This is a genomic window from Nonomuraea sp. KM88 (assembly GCF_052245635.1).
In the GTDB taxonomy this organism is placed as follows: Bacteria; Actinomycetota; Actinomycetes; order Streptosporangiales; family Streptosporangiaceae; genus Nonomuraea.
The window spans coordinates 289,919-310,512 of record NZ_JBQQCC010000005.1 but is presented as its reverse complement, the minus strand read 5'-3'; the positions used below and the strand labels follow the sequence as shown (position 1 = coordinate 310,512).

Here is a 20,594-nt window from a genome sequence, read left to right as displayed (position 1 = left end):
AAAAACGCTAGTGCGAGAACGCGTCGATTAAGGATTCTTTTCGCTGGCGGCGCATTTCTCTAAGGGCGCATTATTCTGTGAGCGAATAAACATCGACATATAATCGCCGGTGTGAGAAAGAACCTTCCGCGCCGGTGGGCGTGCCTCATCCTGGGCGGCGCGCTGCTGATGCCGTACATGATGGTCGGCGTCCTGGTCGCGGCGATCTGGCAGGGCGAGAACGCCAACGTCCTGCTGCCCACCCAGATCGGCGTGTTCGTGGCGGTGCTGCCCGTGGTGGCGGCGACCGGGTTGTTCCTGCCGGTGCGGGCGCTGGAGGTGAACGCGGCGCAGGGCCTGCTCGGGGCGCACGTCGAGACCCCGCCGCGGCAGGCGGGCCGCTCCTGGCAGGAGCGCCGCCGCACCGCCGCCTGGTTCACGCTGCATCTGGCGGTCGGCGGCGTGGTCAGCGGCTGCACGCTGGCGATCGTGCCGTTCACGGCGTTCACGCTCCTGCTGCCCGTCGTCGGGAACCCGACGCCGGTGTTCGGCGCCGTCGTCACGCCGGGGTGGAACGCGGTGTCGTGGGCGCTGGGCGGGCTCGCGACGCTGGCGGCGCTGGTCGCCGTGGCCGCGGGGGCGGGCGCGCTGCTGGCCAGGCTGGCGCCCGTCCTGCTCGGCCCCACCCCGGCCGAGCGCCTGGCCGCCGCCGAGGAGCAGGCCCGTACGCTGGCCGAGCGCAACCGGCTGGCCCGCGAGCTGCACGACTCGGTCGGCCACGCGCTGAGCGTCGTCACCCTGCAGGCCGCAGCCGCGGGCCGGGTCCTCGACCGCGACCCCGGCACGGCCAGGACCGCGCTCGCCGCCATCGAGCAGTCCGCCCGCGCCGCCCTCGACGACCTCGACCACGTCCTGGGCGTGCTGCGCGACGGCGACCACAGCGGCGCCCGCGACGGCGCCCGCGACGGCCGCGGTGTGCCCGACAGGCGCCCGCAGGCCACGCTCGCCGATCTCGGCGACCTCGTCGCCGCCTCGGGCGCGCAGGTGCGGCAGGACGTCGGCGACCTGTCCGGCGTGCCCGCCGTCGTCTCCCGTGAGGGTTACCGCATCCTGCAGGAGGCGCTCACCAACGCCATCAAGCACGGCCGGGGCCCGGTGCTCCTGTCGGCCGGCGTCCGGGACGGCGAGCTGCGGCTCGAGGTCACCAACGCCGCCGGAGGCGACGGCCCCCGCCCGTCGGGGGGCAGGGGCGTGGCGGGCATGCGCGAGCGCGTGCGCCTGCTCGACGGCGACCTCCACGCCGGCCCCACACAGACCGGGTGGACGGTCTCCGCGCGCCTGCCGCTACGGTCGAGTCCATGACTCTCACTGTCGTCATCGCCGACGACGAGGACCTCATCAGGGCCGGCCTGCGCATCATCATCGACGCCGAGCCCGGCCTGAGCGTGGTCGGCGAGGCCGCCGACGGCGCCGCGGTCCTGCCCGTCGTCCGCCGCGAGCGCCCCGACCTCGTGCTGATGGACGTGCGCATGCCCGCCCTCGACGGCATCCAGGCCACCGAGCGCCTCATGGCGCTGGACGACCCGCCCAAGGTGCTGGTCGTGACGACCTTCGAGAACGACGACTACGTCTACGACGCGCTACGCGCGGGGGCCAGCGGCTTCCTGCTCAAACGCGCCAGGCCAGACGAGCTGGTGCAGGCCGTCAAGCTGGTCGCGGCCGGCGAGTCGCTGCTGTTCCCCGCCGCGATCCGCACCCTCGCCAGGCGCCGCCAGGAGGCCGCCTTCTCGCCCGCCAAGGTGCCGGGCATCGACCGGCTGACCGGGCGCGAGGGCGACGTCTTGCGCCTGATGACCAGGGGCCTGTCCAACCACGAGATCGCCGCCCAGCTGGTCGTCAGCCAGGAGACCGTCAAGACGCACGTCGGCAACGTGCTGGCCAAGCTGGGGGCCCGTGACCGCACTCAGGCGGTGATCGCCGCCTACGAGTCCGGCTTCGTCTCCCCGTCTGAGACCACCCGCTGAGACCGCCTGCTGGCCACCCGCTGGCTACCCGCGCAGGCCCGCGCGCCTCATCAGCTCGGCGGCCGGCAGCACGGTCGCCTCGGCCGCCGTCAGCCCGGTGGCCTCCAGGATCTGGTCGACGAGCCGCAGCCCCACCGCATATCCCGCCATGTCGGGAATGCCGCGCGGCTCCTGCCCGAAGTTGCGCGTCGCGCTGTCGCCCAGCACGTACGCCGGCGTGTTCTGCATCCCGGCGAGGTCGAAGGCCGCCATGATCTTCTCGTACGCCAGGTCGTACCTCTCCCCGGTCACCATCGACGACCACGGCCCCATCGCCTGCGCCCCCGACAGCTCCCGCACGAACGCCTCGGCCAGCCCTTCCGCCAGCACGTGCTCGCCGACGGTCACGGTGACCGGGTTCCACTCGACGTTGGTGTAGCGCACGCCGTGGTGGAACTCGTGCACCGCGAGGTGCCCGATCTTCCCGACCACCTCGTCGGACGGCCAGGCCAGCAGGTAGATCATGCCCGGCGCGCCGCCCATGCCGTAGTAGCCGCCGGCCGTCGTCATGAGGTGCTCGTTGTCGGGATTGCCCATGACGAACCACACCTCCAGCGTGTCGCCCTGCTTGGCCCCGGACAGCCGTTCCGAGGCGCGGGTCAGCTCACGCCGCACCTGGCCCAGCACGTCGGCCTCGATCATGCGCTCGACGGCGGGCAGGTAGCGCGGATCGTCGGCGTCGACCCGGAAGCCGCCGCCGTTGTGGTGGATGTCGACGATGTCGCCCGGCATCGGGATCGCGTCGCGCAGCGGCGCCAGCACCTCCCGCAGCGCGTCCGGCCGCCGGTCGAGCGGCCCGCGCAACATCCCGGCCATCGGCGTCAACGTGTCATGAATGATGAACTCCATGGCGCAGGACCCTAAAGTCTCACGTTACGTGAGGGTCAAACGCGTTACCGGCCCCGACGCGTCAGAGCTCCGGCTCTTCGCCGCTCTCGTCGCCCGGCGACTCTCCCGGGGTGCCCGGCCCGGTCCGGCTGGGCTCGGGTGACTGCGACGGCGAGGGCTGCGGTTCTGGAGTCTCCGGCGTCGGCGGCGGCGTCGGCACGAACACCGTCGGCGGCAGCTGCCTGGGCTGCGGCTCGCTGTCCTGCCGACCGAGCACCAGCAGCAGGAGGATGGCCGTCACCAGGAGCAACAGCAGCACCAGGGCCAGCGCGGCCATCAGCACCCGCTTGCGCGTCTCGGTCAGCGGCCTGCGCCGCCGGGTCAGCCGGGGCAGCGCCGGCGCGCGGTCGGTCAGCCAGTACGGTACGAAGTCCGGCCCGTGAGCCTCCCCGATGAGCGTCCCGCCCACCATCACCGGCTCCAGGAACCGTTCCGCCCCCGGCCGGCCAGGCGCGTACGGCACCGCCACCCACGGCGCCCGCCCGCCGTCCATGTCGAGCACCTCGGGGGCGCCCTCCAGCACCGCGGCCCGCGGCCGGCCCGCCCGCCCGAGCCATCCCCGCATCCCGGACGGCCGGCTCTCGCCCGCGTCCTTGATGGCCGTCACGAACCGGTCGCGCGCGGCGGCGTCGAGCGCGGCGCCTCTGGTGAGCACCGCCAGCGACACGGCGCGCCCGTCGGGCGCCTGGCCCAGGTACACGAAGCCGGCCGGCGCCGTCTGCAGGCGCGCCCGCACCAGGTAGGGCCCCAGCCGGGGTGGATCGCCGTACTGCAGGGGACTTGCCACGTTTGCCATGAAAGCACAGACGTGGCGTCGTGCGAGTTTGCGGCACGTTTGGTGGAATGGGGCTCATGAGCGTCGCCGAAGAGTTGCCGGGCGGAAACGACGCGGCACTGCTGCGTCAGAGTCTCGACGAGGTCCGGCGTGTCATCGTCGGACAGGACCACATGGTCGAAAGACTCATCGTGGCCCTGCTGGCCCGCGGGCACTGCCTGCTGGAAGGAGTCCCCGGCGTCGCCAAGACCCTCGCCGCGTCCACGCTGGCCACCGTCGTGGGCGGCACGTTCGCCCGCATCCAGTTCACCCCCGACCTCGTGCCGAGCGACATCATCGGCACCCGCGTCTTCCACCCCTCCAACGAGAAGTTCGACGTCGAGCTCGGTCCCGTGTTCGTCAACTTCCTCCTGGCCGACGAGATCAACCGCGCCCCCGCCAAGGTCCAGTCCGCGCTGCTGGAGGTCATGGCCGAGCGCCAGGTCACCCTGGCCGGCGTCACCCACCCGCTGCCCAAGCCGTTCATCGTGCTGGCCACCCAGAACCCCATCGAGTCCGAGGGCGTCTATCCCCTGCCCGAGGTGCAGCGCGACCGCTTCCTCTTCCGGGTGCGGGTGCCCCACCCCACCGCCCACGAGGAGCTGGAGATCCTGCACCGGATGAGCGTCACCCCGCCCGTCCCCGACCGGGTGCTCGACCCCGCCAAGCTGCTGACGCTGCAGAAGGCCGCCGAGGACGTCTCGGTCCACCAGCTCGTCGCCGACTACGTGGTACGCCTGGTCATGTCCACCCGCTCCCCCGGCGAGTACGGCCTCGACGAGCTGGCCGACACCATCGAGATCGGCGTCAGCCCCCGCGCCACGCTGGGCCTGGTCTCCGCCGGGCGGGCGCTGGCCCTGCTGCGGGGCCGCGACTACCTGCTGCCCGACGACGTGCGCGACGTGGCCGTGGACGTCATGTCGCACCGGCTGATGCTCACCTTCGACGCCCTGGCGGACGGCGTCGACCCCGAGCAGGTCGTCCGGCAGATCCTGCACGCCGTGCCCCCGCCCGTCGTCGTCTGGAACCAGAACCGGTGACCCGATGAACACCGCCGAGCAGGCGCTGCGCCGGCTGGAGCTGACCGTCACCCGGCGGCTCGACGGGCTGCTGCACGGCGCGCACCAGGGGCTGCTGCCCGGCACCGGCAGCGAGGCCGGCGACAGCCGCGTCTACGTGCCCGGCGAGGACGACGTGCGCCGCATGGACTGGGCCGTCACCGCCCGCACCACCATCCCCCACGTACGCGACCTGATCGCCGATCGCGAGCTGGAGACGTGGGCGCTGGCCGACCTGTCGCCCAGCATGGACTTCGGCACCGCCGACACCGACAAGCGCGACCTGGTGGTGGCGGCGATCGGCGCGATCGGGTTCCTGTCCAGCAGGATGGGCGACCGGTTCGGCGCGCTGGTGATCCACGACGAGTACATTCACCGCATGCCCGCCCGCACCGGCCGGCCCGCCCTGTACGGGCTGCTCCACTCCCTCATGGACGCCCCCCGCGGCCGGATCGTGCCGGACCCGCCCGACCTGGCCGAGGGCATCGAGGTGCTGTCGGCCAGCCGCAGGCGGCGCGGCATGCGGCTGATCGTCTCCGACTTCCTCGACGCCCGCCCCGACCTCGACCCCGACGCCGAACGCCCGTGGGAGCGCCCCATCAGGCGTCTGGCGGCCCGCCACCAGGTGCTGGCCGTCGAGGTGATCGACCCGCGCGAGCTGGAGCTGCCCGACGTGGGCCGGGTCGCGTTCGCCGACCCCGAGACCGGGAACGTACGCGAAGTGCATCTTTCACCCAAAATTCGGCAAGCGTATGCCGAAGCGGCAGCCCAGCAACGCGAGGGCACCCGCCGGGCGCTGCGCCGTGCCGGCATCGCCCACCTCGTGCTGCGCACCGACCGCGACTGGGTGTTCGACGTGGCACAGTTCGTCCTGCGCCAGCGCCGCATGAGCCACCTGGCCCACCGGAGACCGGTGTGAGCGAGCGAAACGAGGAGACCATCACCGACGCTATCGTGGTCACAAGGCCCGGGAAGGAGGCCTGGTGAGCTTTCTCGCCCCTGCCTGGCTGTGGTTGTTCGTGCTGGTGCTGCTGCTGGTCGCCGGCTATGTCGTGGCGCAGTTCGCCCGCCGCCGCTACACCGTGCGCTTCACCAACCTGGCGCTGCTCAACCTCGTCGCCCCCGCCGGGCCAGGCTGGCGCCGGCACGTGGCGCCCGCGCTGTTCCTGGTCATGATGTCGCTCCTGGTCGTCGGGGCGGCGAAACCCGCCGGCGAGGTACGCGTGCCGCGCGACCGCGCCACCATCATGATCGCCCTCGACGTGTCGCTGTCGATGGACGCCGACGACGTCGACCCCGACAGGATCAGCGCCGCCAAGGCGGCCGCGCAGTCGTTCGCCAAGGAGCTGCCCGACCGCTTCAACGTCGGCGTGGTCTCCTTCGCCCGATCCGCCAACGTGGTCATCTCCCCCACCACCGACCACCAGGCCGTGATCACCGCCATCGGCAACCTCACCACCCGGCCGGGCACCGCGATCGGCGAGGCCGTCTTCAACTCCCTCGAGTCGGTGCGCTCGTTCGACCAGCAGGCCGCCACCGACCCGCCGCCGTCCGCCGTCGTGCTGCTGTCCGACGGCGACAACACCTCCGGCCGGTCGGTCAACGAGGCCATCGAGGCGGCCCAGCAGGCCGGCGTGCCGGTCTCCACGATCGCGTACGGCACCCAGGAGGGCACCGTCAACATCGACGGCAGGCCGGTGAACGTGCCGGTCAACAAGCAGACCCTGCAGTCGTTGTCCGACGGCACCAGCGGCCGCGCCTACACCGCCGAGTCCGGCTCCGAGCTGCGCGAGGTCTACGAGCAGATCGGCACCTCGCTCGGCTACAAGCTGGTCAACCAGGAGATCACCCAGTGGTTCATCGTGGCCGCCATCATGGCCGGGCTGCTGGTGGCGGGAGCGGCTGTGCTGTTCGGCACCAGGATCCCGTAACGTTCTGCCCCGTGGCCCACTACTTCTCCGACCAGCCGAAGAGCGCGAGCAGGCCGGGCTCGGTCGACCTGGTCCTGCCCGACCTGCACCTGCGGCTGGAGACCGACAGCGGCGTGTTCTCGCCCGAGCGGGTCGACCTCGGCACGCGCGTGCTGCTGGAGAGCGTCCCGCCGCCGCCACAGGAGGGCGACCTGCTCGATCTGGGCTGCGGCTACGGCCCCGTCGCGCTGACCATGGCGTCGCGGGCGCCGCGGGCGACGGTGTGGGCCGTCGACGTGAACCGGCGGAGCCTGGAGCTGACCGCGCGCAATGCCGAGGCCGCCCGCCTTTACAAAGTAAGGTCAGTGCATGCGGACGATGTGCCGGACGACGTGAGGTTCCGCGCCATCTGGTCCAATCCCGCGATCCGCATCGGCAAGCAGGCCCTGCACGACATGCTCACCAGGTGGCTGACCCGGCTGACGCCCGACGGTGTGGCCTACCTGGTCGTCCAGAAACACCTCGGCTCCGATTCCCTGCAGCGCTGGCTCGGCGAGCAGGGCTGGCAGGCCTCCCGCGAGGCCAGCCGAGCCGCCTACCGCATCCTGAAGGTGACCCGATGAGAAGGCAGTTGCGCCCCACCGACGTCAAGCGGCTCAACCGCACCTGGCGCAGGAACACCCACAACCGCCTCGGCCTGATCGTCGAGTCGGTCACCGGCCCGTTCAACATCGGCTCGATCTTCCGCAGCGCCGCCGCCTTCGGCGTCGACGAGATCTGGCTCGCCGGCAACGCGACCCCGCCGACCAATCCCAAGGCGGGCAAGACCGCGCTGGGCACCGAGCGGCTCGTCACCTGGCACGAGGCGATGCCGGCCACCGAGGCGGTCAAGGCCGCGCGCGAAGAGGGCTACACGGTGCTGGCCGTCGAACTGACCGCCGACGCCGTGCCCCTGCACCGGGCGGAGCTCGGCCGCGACGTGTGCCTGGTGGTCGGCAGCGAGGACCACGGCTGCTCCCCCGCCCTGCTCGACGCCGCCGACGGCGCCTGCTACATCCCCCAGATCGGCCGGGTGGGCTCGTTCAACGTCGCGGTGGCCACGGCCATCGCCCTGGCCGAGGTTCGCCGCCAGGAATGGGAGAATCTCCCCGAATCGTAATCCGCACCGTTCTCCCAGAAGGGCATACTTCAGGACGTGCTCAGCCGCCGTTTCGCCTTTCTCGACCACCCGGGCCCGCTGGCCTTCGCCCACCGCGGCGGAGCGGCGGAGAACGCGGAGAACTCCGCCGCCGCGTTCGAGCGGGCGGTCGGCCTCGGATACACCCATCTGGAGACCGACGCCCACGCCACCGCCGACGGCGTGCTGCTCGCCTTCCACGACCACACGCTCGACCGCGTGACCGACCGGCGGGGCCGCATCTCCGAGCTCCCCTACCGGGAGGTCAAGCGGGCCCGCATCGACGGCGTGCACGAGATCCCGCTGCTGGAAGACCTCCTGGGCACCTGGCCGGAGATCCGTTTCAACATCGACGTCAAGGAGCCGGCCGCCATCGCCCCGCTCGCCGCGGCGATCCGGCGCACCAACGCCTACGACCGGATCTGCCTGACCTCCTTCTCCGACGAGCGCCTGGCCCTGGCCAGGGCGGCGCTGGGCAGGGAGGTGTGCTCGGCGCTCGGCCCTCGTGGCGTCGCCGCGCTGCGCGCCGCCGCCGCGACCTCCGGCTACGGGCGGCTGCTCGCCCGCCTGTCCCGCGCCGGGGTGCCGTGCGCGCAGGTGCCGACGGGCTTCCGCGGCCTGCGCGTCACGACCCGGGCGCTGGTCCGCACGGCGCACGCCATCGGCATGCAGGTGCACGTGTGGACCGTCAACGACACCGCCCGGATGGAGCGCCTGCTCGACCTCGGCGTCGACGGCATCATGACCGACAACGTCACCGGCCTGCGCGACGTCCTCCAGCGTCGCGGCCAGTGGCACCCCGGCCGGCTGGCCGCCTGAGAGCGACGCACCCCCGCCCTGCCCTCATAGGAGCGACACGACACCATGCCCGCACCCCCACCCCCCGGGGCCCTCGACGACTCCCCCGCAGCCCGCCGGCGCGAGCAGCGCGGCTGGTACCTCTACGACTGGGCCAACTCCGCCTTCTACACCACGATCATCTCGGTCTTCCTCGGCCCTTACCTCATCCCGGTCGCCAAGACCGCCGCCTGCGCCCAGGACTTCCCCGGCATGGCCTCCGGCCAGTGCGTGGCCGCCTTCGACGACCTGGTGATCGCCAACCCCGGGCTGGGATACGTCGACGTGCTCGGCGCCGACATCAGGCCGGCCGCGTTCTTCGGGCTGATCATGACGGTCGCGGTGCTGCTGCAGATCGTGTTCCTGCCCATCGTGGGCGCGCTGGCCGACCACACCGGCCGCAAGCGGGAGATGCTCGGCGGCTTCGCCTACGTCGGCGCGCTGGCCACCATGGGCCTGTACTTCGTCGAGGGCGACCGCTACATGCTCGGCGGCGTGCTGTTCGTCGTGGCCAACCTGGCCTACGGCTCCTCGGTCGTGGTCTACGACTCGTTCCTGCCGCAGATCTCCACCCCGGCCGAACGCGACACGGTCTCCTCGCGCGGCTGGGCCGTCGGCTATCTCGGCGGCGGCCTGCTGCTGGCCCTCAACCTGGTGCTCTACCTGCAGCACGAGAGCCTGGGGCTGGCCGAGGGCATGGCGGTGCGCATCAGCATGATGTCGGCCGGGCTGTGGTGGGCCATCTTCACCGTCGTCCCGCTGCTGCGGCTGCGCAACCGGCCGGTTCCCGCGCACGAGACCACGGCGCTGCGCTCGGCCGGAGGCAGCTTCCGCCAGCTCGGCCGCACGCTGGCCGAGCTGCGCCGCTACCCGCTGACGCTGCTGTTCCTGGTGGCCTACCTCGTCTACAACGACGGCGTGCAGACGGTCATCGGCAACAGCGCGGCCTTCGCCTCCGAGGCTCTCAAGCTGGACAAGACCGTGCAGATCAGCGCGATCCTGATGGTGCAGTTCGTGGCGTTCTTCGGCGCGCTGCTGCTCGGGCGGCTGGCGGGCGTCTTCGGCACCAAGCGCACGGTGCTGGCCAGCCTGGTGGTGTGGACCGCGATCGTGGTGGTGGCCATGTTCGTCGGCGAGAGGCAGGCCCTGCAGTTCTACCTGATGGCGTTCGCGATCGCGATCGTGCTCGGCGGCACCCAGGCGCTGTCGCGCTCGCTGTTCTCGCAGGTGATCCCGAAGGGGCGCGAGGCCGAATACTTCAGCCTGCTGCAGATCAGCGACAAGGGTTCGGCGTTCATCGGCTCGCTGACGGTGACGGTGGCGCTGCAGCTCACCAACAGTTACCGCATCGCCATCGTCTCCATGATCATCTTTTTCGTGCTCGGTTTCGTGCTCCTGGCCCTGACCAACCTGCCCAAGGCCATCCGCGCCGCGGGCAACGAGGTGCCCGAGCGCATCTGAGCGCTCAGCCGGCGCCCCCTCCGGCGCCGCCGGTGATCCGAGTGCCGACGAGCATCGTGCCCGGCCCCTGGGACGCTCCAGGGCCGGGCACGGCCGTCACCGTGCCGGCCGTGACCTCCCCGCCGCAGTGCGGGCAGGTGACCACGGGCGTGAAACGTTCGCCGCAGGAGTGCACCAGCAGCGCCGGCGGGCCACCCGGCGGGGTGGACCAGCGATCTCCCCAGGCCATCAGGGTCGTCAGGGCGGGCACGATGTCACGGCCCGCCTCCGTGAGGACGTACTCGTGGCGCACCGGCCGCTCCTGGTAGGGACGCTTCTCCACCACCCCCGCCGCCACCAGGCGCTCCAGCCGGCCGGCCAGGAGGTTGCGGGAGATGCCCAGATCCTCCGCCAGATCGTCGAACCTGCGCAGCCCGAGAAACAGGTCACGCAGGATCAGCGGCGTCCATGGCTCGCCGACCACTCCGACGGCCTGGGCGATGGAGCAGTGCATCTCACCGAACCTGTTCATGGACCCAGCATAGTGGGTTGATAAAGTGAACCTATGTCAGTTCATATTCAGGACTCACCCGCCGCCGCCTATCGCCGGGCCGGCGAGGCACACGACCTCGACGCGCTCATGACCACGCTCGCCGCCGACGTGACCCTGCACTCACCGCTCAGCGCCGGCGCCACCTTCGAGGGCAAGGGGCAGGTGGGCGAGCTGTTCTCCGTCGTGCTGAGCGTCCTGTCCGGCATGCGCTACCACAGCGACATCGGCGACGACCGGACCCGCGCGCTGGCCGCCACCGCCCGCCTGGGAAGCCTGGAGATCCACGAGGCCGCCATCGTCGAGGTGGACGGCGACGGGCTGGTCAGCGACATCACCCTGTTCGTCCGGCCGCTGCCCGCCTTGACCGCGCTGATGGGCGCGCTGGGTCCCGGAATGGCCCGCGCGTCCGGCAGGCCGGGGCTGGCGCTGCTCGTCGGCGCCGCCGTCAGGCCGCTGGCGGCGATGACCCGGCTGGGCGACAGGACGCTGGTGCCGCTGGTGACCCGGCGAGACAGAAGGTAGCCGATCTGATTCGAGAGCAGTGCTCTTGACATGAGCCGCATCAATAGAGAGCATTGCTCTCACAAAAGAGCGGCGCACATTCAAGGAGCACCGATGTCCCCCAAGCCGGTCGCCGCGGCGTTCGCCGCGGCAGGGATCCTCTTCTTCCTCTATCCCGCGATCCGCCCCTCGGGCGACGATGCCGCGGCCATGGCCTCCTCCGCCTGGGTCGCCGGGCACTCCGCCGCGATGGCCGGGTTCGTCCTGCTAGGCCTGGCGGTGCTCGGGCTGCACCGGGTGCTGGGCGACCGGCTGTCGCTGCGGGCCGCGGCGGTGACCTGGGCAGGCGCGGGCCTGACACTCCCCTACTACGGCGCGGAGACGTTCGGGCTCAACGTGATCGCCCAGCGCTCCATGCGCGACCAGGCGCCCGCGCTGACGGAGCTGGCGGCGGAGTTCAGGTTCGGGGCCGTCCCCGTCAGCATGTTCGCGGCCGGGCTCGTCCTGCTCGCCGCCGGCACCGTGATGGCCGCGGTGTCCGTCCGGCGGTCAGGAACGCTGCCCAGGTGGAGCGGGACGGGGTGGGCACTAGGTTTCGTGCTGTTCATCCCGCAGTTCTTCGGGCCGTACCCGCTGCGCATCGCGCATGGCGCCCTCATCATGGCCGGCGCGCTGTGGCTCGCGGCGGCGATCGTGAGCGGGCGCCGCGGGAAAGCGGTCACGGGCCGATCAACCGCATGAAACGCGGTGCGTACGCGCTGAGCTGGCCCGGAACCCCCGAACCCCCGGTCAGGAGACCCGCGGACGGGACCCGCAGGAAGAACCGAGGCCCCAAGCGCGATTGGATCACCCCTCGGGTGGGAATCCCATCACGGTACCAAGCGTTAGACACCGTGGGAGACAGACCCCCCACGCATGGGGGCCCTGTAGGAGGCATTTAAACATGGGCGAGCGCGCGCTTCGTGGCACCCGGCTCGGGGCAACCAGCTACGAGAACGACCGTAACACGGATCTGGCCCCACGCCAGGAGGTGTCCTACACCTGTCCTAAGGGGCATCGCTTCGAGGTTCCGCTTGCCGCCGAGGCTGAGATCCCCGCGACGTGGGAGTGCCGCATGTGCGGTGTGACCGCCGTTCGCGTGGACGGCGAGCAGCCGGAATCGAAGAAGACCAAACCGCCGCGGACACACTGGGACATGCTCCTGGAGCGGCGATCCATCGAAGATCTCGAGGAGGTGCTCAACGAGCGGCTCGCCGTGTTGCGAGCCCAGCGTCGTAAGAGCGCCTGATCTCCTCTCACGGTGAAACCCCCGGGCGGCGCCCGGGGGTTTTCTCGCGCGGGAACGTCAGGATTCGCGGTCTTCCCTGATCACCTCGCCGTGCACCACCCGGGCGCCCTTCGGCGCACCCTCATCGGGAGAGGCGGCGCCGGGGAAGTCACCACCCGGCGGGAACATGCCGGCGTAGGGGGAGGCGGCGGCCATGCGCTTCACCCTGCGTTCGAAGAACGACGAGCCCAGGCGGCGCATCAGCGGCCGGGTCACCGGCAGGACGCACGCCAGCCCGAGAACGTCGGAGACGAAGCCCGGCACCAGCAGCAGCCCGCCGCCCACCAGGATCAGGCCGCTGTCGGCCAGCTCGCGCTCGGGCATGCGCCCGGTCTGCATCGACTCCTGAAGGACACGCCAGGCCCTGCGTCCCTCGCGGCGCATCAGCCAGGCCCCCAGCAGGCTGCCGCCGATGAGCAGGGCCACGGTCGCCGGCCCGCCGATCGCGGCCCCGACCTGGAACATCAGCCAGATCTCCAGGACGGGGAAGAGCAGGAAGGGCAGGAAGAGCAGGAGCCGCATCGTTTCCTCGTTTCCACACGCGCGTACAGCAGGAACAACGCGCGGCGCGGCCGAACCGTTCCGCCCGGCGGCGGATCGCGGACGGTCGGCGCGTTCCAGACGGCCCACGCCGCGCACACGGTGGTCCTGCCGGGGTCGTCGGGCTCGATCCGGCCGCGAGGCGCCACCCGGACCAGGCGCGGCCATGCGCCGCCGCGTCCCGAGCTCGCGGATCCTCGCCCTAGCCGTGGCCTCGCCTGCCGCGCAGGCGTTTGGGCAGGCCCGTGACACCCCACAGCCCGATCCGCCACAACGCCTCGGACATGACCTTGCCGCTCATCTTGCTCTTGCCGACCGTACGCTCCACGAACGTGATCGGCACCTCGACCACCCGCAGCCCGTGCCGTGACGTACGCAGCGTCAGGTCGACCTGGAAGCAGTAGCCCTGCGACTCCACCCCCGCCAGCCCCACCTTGTCCAGCGTGGCCGAGCGGTAGGCGCGGAACCCGGCGGTCGCGTCGCGCACGGGCAGGCCGAGCATGACCCGCGTGTAGATGTTGGCGCCCTTGGACAACATCTCGCGCCGGTGCGGCCAGTTGACCACCTTGCCGCCGGGCACGTAGCGGGAGCCGATCGCCAGGTCGGCCCCGTCGGCCAGCGCCTCCAGCAGCTTGGGCAGCTCCTCCGGCTGGTGGGAGCCGTCGGCGTCCATCTCGACCAGCACGTCGTAGCCTTCGTTCAGGCCCCACCGGAACCCGGCGATGTACGCGGCGCCGAGGCCCTGCTTGCCGGGCCGGTGCAGGACGTGCACGTGGTCGTCGCCGGCGGCCAGCCCGTCGGCGATCTCGCCGGTGCCGTCAGGGCTGTTGTCGTCGGCCACGAGCACGTGGGCCACCGGCACCGCGGCCCGCAGCCGCTCGACGATCTTGGGAAGGTTGTCGCGCTCGTTGTATGTCGGCACGACGACGAGCACCCGGCCGAGAGTCTCCATGTCAGTCGTTCCTCATCCGGTCTTCTCGCCGCCTGCCACGCCACGCGACGACTCCGGCCGCCGCCGCTCCCATCATCATCAATGCCCACTCAGGAAACGCCCCCACCCTGGTTGCAAGCGTTTTCTCAGTGCGTACGGGCACCGTGACCACGTTCATGTCCGCGACCAGCTCGCGGGTCTGCCAGGAGACCTTACCGTCAGGCGTGACGAACGCGGAGATCCCCGTGGTGGCCGCGGTCACGACGGCCCTGTTGTGCTCCACCGCCCGCAGCTTCGACATCGCCAGCTGCTGCGGCGGCAGGTTGGACAGGGCGTAGCTGGCGTTGTTGGTCTGCACCACGAGAGGGGTGCCCCCGGCACGCACGGTCTCGCGCACGGTGCCGTCGTAGGCCACCTCGTAACAGTTGACCGCGCCGATCGTCACGGGCCCCATCCGCAGGTCGCCAGGCTTGTCGCCCGGCACCGACTGGCGGCCCACCAGGCCGGCCCGCTCCCACAGGGCCAGCACGATCTCCTTGAGCGGCGTGAACTCCCCGAACGGCACCAGGTGCTGCTTGTCGTAATAGTCGCCCGCGCCGGTCACCGGGTCCCACACGAGGCTGCGGGTGGCGCGGTGCTCGTCGCCGATCGCCACGACCGCGCCGACGAGCGTGGGAACCCCGACGTCCCGAACGGAGTCGTGGATGGTCTCCCGGGCGAACTGGTCGCGGTAGGGGTCGATGTCGGTGGAGTTCTCCGGCAGGACGACCAGGTCGGGCTTGGGGAGCTTGCCCTCGCGTACGGCCTGGGCCAGGCGCTTGGTCTCGTTCGCGTGGTTGCGCAGGACGACGGCGGGCTCGTCGCCGAGCACGTTCATGCCCCGGCCGGGCACGTTGCCCTGCACGATGCCGATGTTGACCGTACGGCCCTCGTCGCCGGGCCTCGGCACGGCCAGGCTCAGCACGGGCACGGCCAGGGCCAGCGCCACGGGAGCCGCCCTGCGCCAGAGCGCGCGCCCGCCGCGCGACAGGAAGGCGCGGGCCAGCAGGGCGCCGCACAACACGACGGCGAACGACACCAGCGGCACGCCGCCCAGCGCCGCGTAGGTCGTGAACAGCGACTCTCCCTGGCTGAAACCCACCCGCGCCCACGGGAACCCGCCGAAGGGCACCAGGCCGCGCAGCCACTCCATGGCCACCCACAGGCCGCCGAACCACACCGGCCAGCCCGGCAGGCGGAACACGAGCGCCGCCGCGGCGGCCATGGCGGCGTAGAAGAGGCTCTCCGCGCCGACGAGCATGAGCCAGACGTCGTCGCCGATCGTGCGCACCCACGCCACGCCGGGGAACAGGAACGCCGCTGCGCCCACGTAGCCGAGCCAGGCGGCCCTTCTGGGGCGGGTGCCGTGGAGGGAGGCGACGATCAAGGCGATGCCCAGCGGGGCCAGCCACCACCAGTCGAGCGGCGGGAAGGCGGCGAACAGCGCCAGCCCGCCGGCCACGGCCGCCGCGACCCTGGCCACCAGCACGCGCCGCGGCTCGCGTCCCGGCCCTCCGGCGGCCTTGGGACCACGCACGCCCTGGCTCGCCTCGGACGCGGGCGCGGGCTCACGCCCGCGCCCGGACCCGGCCGGGGACGGGGATGTCGGGTCAGGCCCAGGCCCGGACTCAGGCCCGGACCCGGACACAGACACAGGACCAGGCTCGGACGTGGGCGCGGGCTGGGACTTCGGCTCGGGTCCGGGCCGCGACTCGGACGTGGGCTCGGGTCCGGGCAGGTCCGGTGCGGCGGCCGGGCCAGGGGGCGCCGCCGCGGCGGCCTGGGGCGACGCGGCGGCAGGGGCGTGACCACCGCCAGGGGTCGAGTCGCGCCCGGGTGTGGGCGGTAGGCTCGCTCTGTCCTGAACCACTCCGGGGTCTCCTCCGCCGTCATCGCACGCCTGCTTGCGAAAACGCTACCGTCCCACAGCCCCACTTCATGCAGCGCGGCGCGGGGAGATCGAAAAAAGGCGGGCGGTCGCGGCAGGGTGATCCCGCGGGTGACGGGACCACCCATGCGCACGGCGGTCCTGCGCACGAGAACGGGAAGAGGGCCCGGAAACCCTTCGGACCGGACCCGTCTCGTCGGCGGCGAGCGCGGAATTCCGTTGTCTACTGGGCTCCCGGGCCCGTCCCGGGTCCAACCCCCCGCCCGGTTGGGGTGCCCCGACTCGACGGACCGACGGCCCTGCACCTGGCTGTGTGGACGAAGTCACACTCCGTCACGGACGCAGGATCCGGCGATGTCAGAGACGGCCAACCGGCCAAGTCCCGTGCTGGACTGCGCAGCAAACTACCGACTCCACCTCAGATGTCAACCGTGTCCCGATCAGCAGAAACATCAAGTTTTCGCAGGTGGTACATGATCGGCGGCCCGCGGTAAAGCGGATCAAAGCCCTTTTGCGGGCGCCTGCGAGCGGCCGGGCAAGCCCCTCAGCGCCTCGGAGAGCGGCTGCTCGTGCACGACACCGAGCCGTTGCGTGGCACGGGTGAGAGCAACATACAGGTCGCTCGGCCCTCGTGGCGACTGGGCGGCGATGACGTCGGGCTCGGCCACGACGACCGAGTCGAACTCCAGCCCTTTCGCGTCCGTCACCCCCATCACGGCCACCGGCGCGTCGAGCGCCTCCGCGCCCTTCGCCCGGCCCGCCCCCGGCGCCACCACCACGGTGCCGGCCACGGCCGCGGCGACCTCGGCGCCGAGCGTGCCGAGCAACCTGTCGGGCACCACCACGGCGACCTTGCCGCCCTCTCCCACCTCGGCCTTGACCAGCTCGGCCAGCGCGGAGAGCGGCGCGGACCAGGGTTGCACGCCCAGCTCGCGGACGGACACCGGGGCCTTGAGCGCGGGGTCGACGGTGGCCAGGACGCGCGCCGCGACCGCCATCAGCTCCACCGGCGTGCGGTAGTTGACGGTCAGCCGCTCCTGGCGCCAGCGGCCGGCCACGTACGGGTCGAGCACCTCCGCCCAGGAGCGCGCGCCGGCCACCGAGCCGGTCTGCGCGATGTCGCCGACGATCGTCATCGAACGCGTGGGGCAGCGCCGCATGACGGCCCGCCAGGCCATCGGCGAGAGTTCCTGGGCCTCGTCCACGATCACGTGCCCGTAGGCCCAGGTGCGGTCGGCGGCGGCGCGCTCGGCGGTGGTGAGGTGAGGGCCGTCGCCACGCTGGCGTTCGGCGAGGCGCTCGGCCTCCATGACGTCGGACAGGCCCGTCAGCTCCAGGACCTCGCGGGCGTAGGCGAGCTCGGCCTCGCGCTCGCTCTCCTCGGCCTGCCTGGCGGCGGCCAGCTCCTCCTCCGCCTGCATGGCGCTGGCGCGCAGCACCTGCTCGTCGATGTCGCCGAGCAGGTCGGCCGCCTCGTCGAGCAGCGGCACGTCGGACTCGGTCCACGCGCCGCCGTCCCGGCGCAGCAGCGCGCGCTCGCCGGGGGCGAGGGACGAGGCCGCGTACTCCAGGCGCTCGGGCGAGCCGTACAGGCCGAGCAGGAGGCGCTGCGGGGTGAGGTACGGCCACAGCCGGTTGAGCGCGGACTTGACGACCGGCTCGGTGCGCAGCTCCTCGCGCATGTCGGCCAGGTCGTCCTCGTCGATGAGCCCCTTGCCGATCTTGCGGGCCTGCTGCCGGGCCAGCGCGTTGAGCAGCGACCTGACGAACACGGCCCGGGCCTGGTTGTGCGGGCGGCGCGAGCGGGTCGCCTTGTTCCTGGCCGCGTCGAGCATGGCGCGGTCGATGGTGAGGGTGAGGCGGCCGAGGGTGAGCTCGACGGGCCGGCGCGGCACCCGCTGCCGGTCGCGTACGGCCTTGGCGATCACCGCGGCCATCCGCGCGTCCCCCTTCAGCGCCGCCACCTCGGCCCGCTCGCGGGCGGTGGCGGTGACGCCGGGATAGAGCTCGCCGACCGTGGACAGCAGCACGTCGTTCTCGCCGAGCGAGGGCAGGACCTGCTCGATGTAGCGCAGGAACGTGAGGTTGGGCCCGAGGATGAGCACGCCCCTGCGCTCCAGCCGCTCCCTGTGCGTGTAGAGCAGGTACGCGGCGCGGTGCAGGGCCACGACGGTCTTGCCGGTCCCAGGGCCGCCCTGCACGACCAGGACCCCGTTCAGGTCGCCGCGGATGACGCGGTCCTGCTCGGACTGGATGGTGGCCACGATGTCGCGCATGCGGCCCGTGCGCCGCTCGTCCAGCGCGGCCAGCAGGGCCGCCTCGCCGTTGAGCGTGGCGCGGTCGTCGTCGGTGAGCGAGTCGAGGTCGAGCAGGTCGTCGTCGACGCCGACCACCGCGCGGCCCTTGGTCTGCAGGTGGCGGCGCCTGGTCACGCCCATCGGGGCGGCGGGTGTGGCGCGGTAGAACGGCTGTGCGACCGGCGCCCGCCAGTCGATCAGCAGGCGCTGCTGCTCGTCGTCGGTGAGGCCGAGCTTGCCGATGTAGAGGCGGCCCTCCTCGACGTGGTCGAGCCGGCCGAAGACCAGGCCGCGCTCGACCGCCCAGAGCCGGGCGAGCCTCACGGCGTACATCTCGGCGAACGTGTCGCGCTCCGACCTGTTCTGCATCGTGCCGACGGCGCCGTTGGCGAGCACCTCCTTCAGCTGTCGCTGGGTGCGCTCGCGCAGCTCGTCGAGACGGTCGTAGAGGCGGGTGACGTACGCCTGCTCTCTGGCGCGTTCCGTTTGACGCGTTACCGCCTGACCATTAATGTGGTTAATGGGACACTCCGGGCCATTCTGCTTGTTGTTACGACAAACGATGACATTAGCACGCCTGATGCGGCACTCCCATCGCTTCGTCCCGTTCACTGCGATTCTCGGATTATCGGTGATCCGCCGCGTAGCGGATATCCGGACCCGCGCCCGGTCATCCATAGCAGGTGCGGCAGGCGCGCTCACCACACGACACACACGGCGGAAGCCTGGTGTGCCCGGGCGCCCGCTACTGACGGCCCCGGTGGGCGCCGCGGGCCACGCCCACCGGGGCCGTGCGTGACCTGCGGAGAACGGCGCCCGCCAGGACCGCCGCGCCGGCGGCGGCGTAGGCGGGCGTGCCGGCCTCCGGGGCGAGGTAGGCCACCGCGCCCGCCAAGGGGACGCCGAGCCACTCCCAGCGGCCGTCCAGGGCCACCAGGGCGACGATGAGCAGCGCGTACCACGGATATCCGGGAGTCAGCAGCAGGAACGCCGTGCCGGTGACCACCAGCGCGCCCCGCCACGGCCGGTCCGGGTCGCCGCGCGTGACGACGTGGAACGTCACCGCCGCCATGACGAGGACAACGGCGGGCACGGCCCAGGAGTCGGGCAGCACCAGCCGCAGCAGCCCGTAGCGGCCGCGCGCCCCGGCCTCGTCGTAACCCTCCTCGGCCACGTACCCGGACAGGTAGCCCAGCACCGAACCCCGCGACACCAGGACGTAGGGCAGGTAGGCGGCGGCCACGACGAGAACGGCGAGCACCGTCGTCCACACGGCCCGCCGTCCCGCCCGGCCGCTCGACGGCGCACCGGACAGCGCACCCGACAGTGCACCCGGCAGCACCACGGCAGGCACCAGCTTGACCGCGATCGCCCCGCCGAGCAGCGCCCCCCGCAAGGAAGGCCCTGCCCGCCCGCCGAGGGCGAGCACCACGGCGGCGACGGCGAGCATGTCGACGTGGGCGTTGTTCACCGCCTCCATGGGAACGGCCGGGCACCACGCCCAGCACGCGGCCCGCCGCGCATCGTTCCCGCGCAGCAGGACCAGCAGCGTGCCCGCGGCCAGCAGCGCACCGGCGACCTGGAGCGGCTTGTGCCGGGCGTCGCCGGGCGACAGCCGGTCCACCACCATGAAGTACGCCTCCGCCAGCGGCGGGTAGATCGTGTGCGCGGACGGCCTGTTGATCCTCGTGCACGCGCCCCCTTCGATCGGGTAGAAGTGCCCCTCCGAGCAGCGGGGGAACAGCCACGGGTCCCGGAGCGAGGCGAGGGCGGGGTCGGCCGGGGCGTGGTCGTAGGGCGAGATGCCGGCCGACTGGACGCGGCCGTCCCAGGCGTAGCGGAAGGAGTCGGTGCTGGTCGCCGGAGGCCCGAGCAGCCCGGTGGCGATCACGGCCAGGCCGCCCGCCAGCACCAGCCTTCCCGCCGCCGGGCCCGGCACGCCGCGCGACGCCCACACCGCGGCCCCGAACAACACCCACGTGATCGCGTACCACCCCACCAGGGTGCTGCCGGGGGGCGCTTGGAAGATCCCGGCCAGCACGGCCGCCTGGAGGGCGAGCAGCGCGGCGACGGCCGGGCCCCGCCACTTCCCGCCTGGACCACCACGCCGCTCACCACCACGCGGCGCAACCCCACGCGACGGCCCGCCGTGTGGCGCCCCGGCGCGCGGGCGGTCGGCGCGCGGAGGGTCCGCCGCGCGGCGACGGAGGCCGCGCCGTCCGCGCTCCCCCATCGCCCGCCTCGCCTTCCCCGCCTTCCCCGCCACGCCCGCGGCGTCTCCCCTGACAGGGACACGTCCACATCATCGGCCACGCTCCCCCGGAAGGCGCCGATCTCCGGCTCCCCTGGCGT

Annotated in this window: 20 protein-coding genes; 12 read left to right on the top strand and 8 right to left on the bottom strand. The window is 72.2% G+C overall.

Features of this window, described 5'->3' with window-relative positions; translation table 11 throughout:
• Positions 1 to 111 precede the first annotated feature (111 nt).
• Together ACTWPV_RS17995 and ACTWPV_RS17990 are read left to right on the top strand one after the other, a co-directional pair.
• Positions 112 to 1,341, top strand: a complete 1,230-nt coding sequence (locus tag ACTWPV_RS17995) for a sensor histidine kinase (RefSeq protein WP_443152634.1) — start codon at positions 112 to 114, stop codon at positions 1,339 to 1,341.
• Positions 1,338 to 2,003: a response regulator gene (locus ACTWPV_RS17990; protein WP_443152633.1), complete on the top strand. Its 666-nt coding sequence runs from the start codon at positions 1,338 to 1,340 to the stop codon at positions 2,001 to 2,003. The genes ACTWPV_RS17995 and ACTWPV_RS17990 overlap by 4 nt, the downstream gene beginning before the upstream one ends.
• Before the next feature lie 24 nt (positions 2,004 to 2,027).
• Here ACTWPV_RS17990 and ACTWPV_RS17985 read toward each other — a convergent pair whose 3' ends face one another.
• Both ACTWPV_RS17985 and ACTWPV_RS17980 read right to left on the bottom strand, forming a co-directional pair.
• Positions 2,028 to 2,891: a DUF2268 domain-containing protein gene (locus ACTWPV_RS17985; protein WP_443152632.1), complete on the bottom strand. Its 864-nt coding sequence runs from the start codon at positions 2,889 to 2,891 to the stop codon at positions 2,028 to 2,030.
• 61 nt (positions 2,892 to 2,952) lie between these two features.
• Positions 2,953 to 3,726, bottom strand: coding sequence for a hypothetical protein (locus tag ACTWPV_RS17980; protein WP_347645095.1), 774 nt, complete (start codon positions 3,724 to 3,726; stop codon positions 2,953 to 2,955).
• A gap of 56 nt (positions 3,727 to 3,782) precedes the next feature.
• On the opposite strand from ACTWPV_RS17980, the gene ACTWPV_RS17975 reads away from it, so the two are divergent.
• The 7 genes from ACTWPV_RS17975 to ACTWPV_RS17945 all read left to right on the top strand — a co-directional run bounded on the left by ACTWPV_RS17975 (position 3,783) and on the right by ACTWPV_RS17945 (position 10,187).
• Complete coding sequence (locus ACTWPV_RS17975; protein WP_132599621.1) at positions 3,783 to 4,784, top strand: AAA family ATPase; 1,002 nt, start codon at positions 3,783 to 3,785, stop codon at positions 4,782 to 4,784.
• A 4-nt stretch (positions 4,785 to 4,788) separates the two neighbouring features.
• A complete protein-coding gene (locus ACTWPV_RS17970) occupies positions 4,789 to 5,721 on the top strand; it encodes a DUF58 domain-containing protein (RefSeq protein ID WP_347645094.1) in 933 nt (310 codons plus the stop codon).
• Positions 5,722 to 5,785: 64 nt separating this feature from the next.
• Complete coding sequence (locus tag ACTWPV_RS17965; protein ID WP_347645093.1) at positions 5,786 to 6,733, top strand: VWA domain-containing protein; 948 nt, start codon at positions 5,786 to 5,788, stop codon at positions 6,731 to 6,733.
• A gap of 11 nt (positions 6,734 to 6,744) precedes the next feature.
• Positions 6,745 to 7,335, top strand: a complete 591-nt coding sequence (locus ACTWPV_RS17960; RefSeq protein ID WP_347645092.1) for a class I SAM-dependent methyltransferase — start codon at positions 6,745 to 6,747, stop codon at positions 7,333 to 7,335.
• The gene (locus ACTWPV_RS17955) at positions 7,332 to 7,871 is read left to right on the top strand and encodes a TrmH family RNA methyltransferase (protein WP_443152631.1); all 540 of its coding nucleotides are present in this window, start codon (positions 7,332 to 7,334) and stop codon (positions 7,869 to 7,871) included. Before ACTWPV_RS17960 ends, ACTWPV_RS17955 begins: the two co-directional genes overlap by 4 nt.
• A 36-nt stretch (positions 7,872 to 7,907) precedes the next feature.
• A complete protein-coding gene (locus ACTWPV_RS17950) occupies positions 7,908 to 8,708 on the top strand; it encodes a glycerophosphodiester phosphodiesterase family protein (RefSeq protein WP_443152630.1) in 801 nt (266 codons plus the stop codon).
• Between the two features lie 45 nt (positions 8,709 to 8,753).
• Positions 8,754 to 10,187 carry an MFS transporter gene (locus tag ACTWPV_RS17945; protein WP_347645088.1) on the top strand — a complete coding sequence of 478 codons (1,434 nt, stop codon included), beginning with the start codon at positions 8,754 to 8,756 and terminating at the stop codon, positions 10,185 to 10,187.
• A gap of 4 nt (positions 10,188 to 10,191) precedes the next feature.
• Here the strand turns inward: ACTWPV_RS17945 and ACTWPV_RS17940 are convergent, their stop codons facing one another.
• The gene (locus tag ACTWPV_RS17940; RefSeq protein ID WP_443152629.1) at positions 10,192 to 10,698 is read right to left on the bottom strand and encodes a winged helix-turn-helix transcriptional regulator; all 507 of its coding nucleotides are present in this window, start codon (positions 10,696 to 10,698) and stop codon (positions 10,192 to 10,194) included.
• Between the two features lie 33 nt (positions 10,699 to 10,731).
• Between ACTWPV_RS17940 and ACTWPV_RS17935 the strand changes: the two genes are divergently transcribed.
• The 3 genes from ACTWPV_RS17935 (at position 10,732) to ACTWPV_RS17925 (ending at position 12,508) form a co-directional block, all read left to right on the top strand.
• Positions 10,732 to 11,241 (top strand): nuclear transport factor 2 family protein, encoded by a 510-nt coding sequence (locus ACTWPV_RS17935; RefSeq protein WP_443152628.1) that lies wholly within the window; start codon positions 10,732 to 10,734, stop codon positions 11,239 to 11,241.
• 93 nt (positions 11,242 to 11,334) lie between these two features.
• Positions 11,335 to 11,961: a hypothetical protein gene (locus tag ACTWPV_RS17930; RefSeq protein WP_443152627.1), complete on the top strand. Its 627-nt coding sequence runs from the start codon at positions 11,335 to 11,337 to the stop codon at positions 11,959 to 11,961.
• A gap of 202 nt (positions 11,962 to 12,163) precedes the next feature.
• Positions 12,164 to 12,508, top strand: coding sequence for an RNA polymerase-binding protein RbpA (locus tag ACTWPV_RS17925; RefSeq protein WP_125637410.1), 345 nt, complete (start codon positions 12,164 to 12,166; stop codon positions 12,506 to 12,508).
• A 57-nt stretch (positions 12,509 to 12,565) separates the two neighbouring features.
• Here the strand turns inward: ACTWPV_RS17925 and ACTWPV_RS17920 are convergent, their stop codons facing one another.
• From ACTWPV_RS17920 to ACTWPV_RS17900, 5 genes are all read right to left on the bottom strand, one after another.
• Positions 12,566 to 13,069, bottom strand: a complete 504-nt coding sequence (locus tag ACTWPV_RS17920; protein WP_347645083.1) for an FxsA family protein — start codon at positions 13,067 to 13,069, stop codon at positions 12,566 to 12,568.
• A gap of 220 nt (positions 13,070 to 13,289) precedes the next feature.
• Complete coding sequence (locus ACTWPV_RS17915; protein ID WP_443152626.1) at positions 13,290 to 14,039, bottom strand: polyprenol monophosphomannose synthase; 750 nt, start codon at positions 14,037 to 14,039, stop codon at positions 13,290 to 13,292.
• A gap of 1 nt (position 14,040) precedes the next feature.
• The gene (lnt, locus tag ACTWPV_RS17910) at positions 14,041 to 15,594 is read right to left on the bottom strand and encodes an apolipoprotein N-acyltransferase (protein ID WP_443152625.1); all 1,554 of its coding nucleotides are present in this window, start codon (positions 15,592 to 15,594) and stop codon (positions 14,041 to 14,043) included.
• Positions 15,595 to 16,445: 851 nt separating this feature from the next.
• Positions 16,446 to 18,638, bottom strand: a complete 2,193-nt coding sequence (locus ACTWPV_RS17905) for a HelD family protein (RefSeq protein WP_443152624.1) — start codon at positions 18,636 to 18,638, stop codon at positions 16,446 to 16,448.
• Positions 18,639 to 18,987: 349 nt separating this feature from the next.
• Positions 18,988 to 20,475 (bottom strand): glycosyltransferase 87 family protein, encoded by a 1,488-nt coding sequence (locus ACTWPV_RS17900; protein WP_443152623.1) that lies wholly within the window; start codon positions 20,473 to 20,475, stop codon positions 18,988 to 18,990.
• Positions 20,476 to 20,594: the final 119 nt, after the last annotated feature.

What these genes read in the sequence shown, in the direction of transcription:
- ACTWPV_RS17990 (WP_443152633.1), top strand. Translation starts at nt 1,338, where the DNA reads ATGACTCTCACTGTCGTCATCGCCGACGACGAGGACCTCATCAGGGCC.
- ACTWPV_RS17985 (WP_443152632.1), bottom strand. Translation starts at nt 2,891, where the DNA reads ATGGAGTTCATCATTCATGACACGTTGACGCCGATGGCCGGGATGTTG.
- ACTWPV_RS17980 (WP_347645095.1), bottom strand. Translation starts at nt 3,726, where the DNA reads ATGGCAAACGTGGCAAGTCCCCTGCAGTACGGCGATCCACCCCGGCTG.
- ACTWPV_RS17975 (WP_132599621.1), top strand. Translation starts at nt 3,783, where the DNA reads ATGAGCGTCGCCGAAGAGTTGCCGGGCGGAAACGACGCGGCACTGCTG.
- ACTWPV_RS17970 (WP_347645094.1), top strand. Translation starts at nt 4,789, where the DNA reads ATGAACACCGCCGAGCAGGCGCTGCGCCGGCTGGAGCTGACCGTCACC.
- ACTWPV_RS17955 (WP_443152631.1), top strand. Translation starts at nt 7,332, where the DNA reads ATGAGAAGGCAGTTGCGCCCCACCGACGTCAAGCGGCTCAACCGCACC.
- ACTWPV_RS17945 (WP_347645088.1), top strand. Translation starts at nt 8,754, where the DNA reads ATGCCCGCACCCCCACCCCCCGGGGCCCTCGACGACTCCCCCGCAGCC.
- ACTWPV_RS17940 (WP_443152629.1), bottom strand. Translation starts at nt 10,698, where the DNA reads ATGAACAGGTTCGGTGAGATGCACTGCTCCATCGCCCAGGCCGTCGGA.
- ACTWPV_RS17935 (WP_443152628.1), top strand. Translation starts at nt 10,732, where the DNA reads ATGTCAGTTCATATTCAGGACTCACCCGCCGCCGCCTATCGCCGGGCC.
- ACTWPV_RS17930 (WP_443152627.1), top strand. Translation starts at nt 11,335, where the DNA reads ATGTCCCCCAAGCCGGTCGCCGCGGCGTTCGCCGCGGCAGGGATCCTC.
- ACTWPV_RS17925 (WP_125637410.1), top strand. Translation starts at nt 12,164, where the DNA reads ATGGGCGAGCGCGCGCTTCGTGGCACCCGGCTCGGGGCAACCAGCTAC.
- ACTWPV_RS17920 (WP_347645083.1), bottom strand. Translation starts at nt 13,069, where the DNA reads ATGCGGCTCCTGCTCTTCCTGCCCTTCCTGCTCTTCCCCGTCCTGGAG.
- ACTWPV_RS17915 (WP_443152626.1), bottom strand. Translation starts at nt 14,039, where the DNA reads ATGGAGACTCTCGGCCGGGTGCTCGTCGTCGTGCCGACATACAACGAG.
- ACTWPV_RS17900 (WP_443152623.1), bottom strand. Translation starts at nt 20,475, where the DNA reads ATGGGGGAGCGCGGACGGCGCGGCCTCCGTCGCCGCGCGGCGGACCCT.